Origin of the sequence: Sphingobacterium sp. UBA5639 (assembly GCF_002421245.1) — a bacterium.
Taxonomy (GTDB): domain Bacteria; phylum Bacteroidota; class Bacteroidia; order Sphingobacteriales; family Sphingobacteriaceae; genus Sphingobacterium; species Sphingobacterium multivorum.
The window spans coordinates 168,841-171,732 of record NZ_DIJR01000025.1 but is presented as its reverse complement, the minus strand read 5'-3'; the positions used below and the strand labels follow the sequence as shown (position 1 = coordinate 171,732).

Genomic DNA, 2,892 nt, shown 5'->3' with positions numbered 1-2,892 from the left:
TTCGAATCCTGCCACCCCGACTTAAAAGCTCTAACGAAAGTTAGAGCTTTTTTTGTTTCCTATTTTTATTCGTCCCGTAAGCTATTTACAGGATTAGCTATGGCTGTTCGGATAGCCTGCCAACTTACTGTAATTAATGCGATACCTATTGTTACTAGTCCCGCCAGCACAAACATCCACCATTGGATTTCGATGCGGTAAGCAAAGTCTTCCAGCCATTTGTTCATGGTTAGCCAGGCGATCGGCGAGGCAATTATCAAGGCAATTAATACGGGTTTTATAAAATCTCTGGACAATAATGTAGTGACACCCGATACCGAAGCGCCAAGCACCTTGCGAATTCCGATCTCTTTGTTTCGTTTGGCAGCCGTAAATGAGGCTAAACCATAGAGGCCTAGGCACGCGATAAATATGGCCAATCCAGAAAAAAGACTGAGTATACGTTGTTGCCTAAGATCAGTTTTGTACAGCATATCGAATTTCTGGTCCAAAAAACTGTATTCAAACGGATATAATGGGGCTACTTTCCCAAATGCGGTTCTGATAGTTTTTAGAGCTTCAGGGAAATCTTTTGTGTTTAAGCGGATAAGGGCTACCCTTAGATCATCAGAAGGGGCAACAACTAATGCATCCATGTTTTCTTTTAGGGATAGGAAGTTAAAATCATCAATTACACCAATGATTGTCCGGGGGGATTGATCGCGGATCGTATTTTTTATCCATTTGCCAATGGCCTGTTCGGGAGTAAATCCAAGCATCGATGCTGCAGTACGATTGACTAATACAGCCCTAGTGGAGTCGGTCGAGTGTTGTATTGAAAAGTTTCGGCCTGCTATTATTTTGAGTTTCAAGGTACTTACATAGTCAAAATCAGTGAACTCTGTCCTTGACTTCCACTTCTCACCGTTTTTTCCTTCGACCTCGAATGTGTGGTTATCGAAGAAGCCGCCCGGTTCACCGGACATAAAGGAGACCGATGTAATGTCGCTGCTCGCAGATAATTCGTTCTTGAATGTACGCAGGTTGTTATACAGTTCTTCATTGTCTATTGGAATAACCACTGTCTGTTGGTCGTCATAGCCAAGTCCCAGTTCTTTTACATATTTCATCTGCTTAGAGATAATCAATGTACCGATGATCAGTAAAATAGATATGCTGAATTGGAACACCACTAATGTATGGCGGAACAGTGTGCCGCCCTTGCCTAAGCGTAATTTACCTTTTAATGCCTGTATAGGGGAGAAGGTTGAAAGGTATAAGGCAGGGTAACTTCCGGCTAATAGCCCTACTATGACAATAATTGCAATCAAAAAAATATAGATTGGCCATGAATTCCATGGGACCGTTAGGGTGTATCCCAATAGTTGATTATATACAGGCATGAGTAGTTGCAGTAGACATATGGCGAGTATGCAGGATATGGTGGTTAATAAAATGGATTCTCCGATAAACTGCCCCATTAATTGAAGACGTTGTGCTCCAAGTACCTTTCTTAAACCAACTTCTTTTGATCGGTCAACTGCACGTATTGTCGAGAGATTCATGAAATTGATGCAGGCGATAATCAATATAAGGATGGCGATGGAGAGAAAAATGTAAATAACTTTCTTGTCACCATGTTTTGCGCTGTCAAATGCGCTGTGGGATTCAAGATAGACATCTTTTAGCGGTGTAAGGGCAAGATCAAAATGGATACCCATATTGGTAGAAACTGCTTTCATATGCCTATTCATGAAATCGGGAAATTGCTTTTCCAGTTGCCTAACATCTTTATGTTCGTCAAGTAGGATGTAAGTGAATAAATTGTTGTTTTGCCAAGCTTTGAACGGTTCGGTATCGAGATAATTGGATAAGGGGATAATGAGATCAAAATCCAGATGTGAATTGACCGGAAGATCTTTAGCGATCCCAGTAACGGTTAATTGTTTATTTTTATCAAGCTGCAGTATTTTACCGATAGGATTTTCATTTCCAAAATATTTCTTCGCAGTTGTTTCCGTGAGCACAACACTTGTTGGATTTTTTAAAACAGTCGTTGGATTCCCTTTGATTAGCGGAAAACTAAATAGTTCAAAGAAATCGTCATCTGCAATAAAGAGTTTCTTTTCATTGAATGCAATGTTGCCAACAGAGAATAACCCATTGGCAGGCATTACCCGTACAGCTTTTTTGATATCATCGGGATAATCGGTTAATAAGGCCGTGGCATAGGGTGCGGATAAATAAGGTGCACGGTCCTTGGTGTTGTCAAAACCACGCATGACCCGATAGATGCGACCGCCTTGGCTGTGAAACTTATCAAAGCTAAACTGATTGGCGATAAATAGAAATATCATTGCGCAGACGGTGATGCCTATTGTTAAGCCAAGAATATTGATAAAGGAAAAAACCTTGTTCTTTATCAGGTTTCTCCAGGCAATTTGGAAATAGTTCTTTATCATACTTTTCGTTATAAGTGTTCATTTTGAACTTATGGTAATCAATCCCGTTGAAGGATAACGTAATTCTATTTTTTAAAAATGTTCATTGGATCAATTTCAAAAAAACGGCCAAAGGGTTAAGTTGTTTACAATCAGTTTGTTGTGTATTGTCTTTATGTGATCTAAGTGTTTGTATTCGAACACTTCATGTTCATATCCGAACATGTTGCGGTTGAGAGGTCAAAAGATTTTAATTGACAGGTGAGTGTTTTATCGAAATAATAAATAGTGGGAACAGCATTGGCTTTGATTGTATAGAGGAGAGCGATGTGCCGTCTGGCGAAGAGTATGTCGCAATGTAACAACTTGTTAGTTTTATTTTGTGTTTTTCATTTGCAAATAATTTGTAAGAACCGTATATTTGTGCCACACAAAACAAAGGTGATACCTTTTTCGGGGTGTAGCGTAGCCC

General features: G+C 39.8%; 2 protein-coding genes. Both read right to left on the bottom strand.

Translation table 11 applies throughout. The annotated features are described in order from the left end of the window. Positions 1-65: 65 nt before the first annotated feature. Positions 66-2,441 (bottom strand): ABC transporter permease, encoded by a 2,376-nt coding sequence (locus B4Z90_RS15530; RefSeq protein WP_286802719.1) that lies wholly within the window; start codon positions 2,439-2,441, stop codon positions 66-68. A gap of 229 nt (positions 2,442-2,670) precedes the next feature. Continuing rightward, on the bottom strand, positions 2,671-2,892 hold a 222-nt coding region (locus B4Z90_RS15525; protein ID WP_286802717.1), incomplete at its 5' end, for a hypothetical protein.

What these genes read in the sequence shown, in the direction of transcription:
- B4Z90_RS15530 (WP_286802719.1), bottom strand. Translation starts at nt 2,441, where the DNA reads ATGATAAAGAACTATTTCCAAATTGCCTGGAGAAACCTGATAAAGAAC.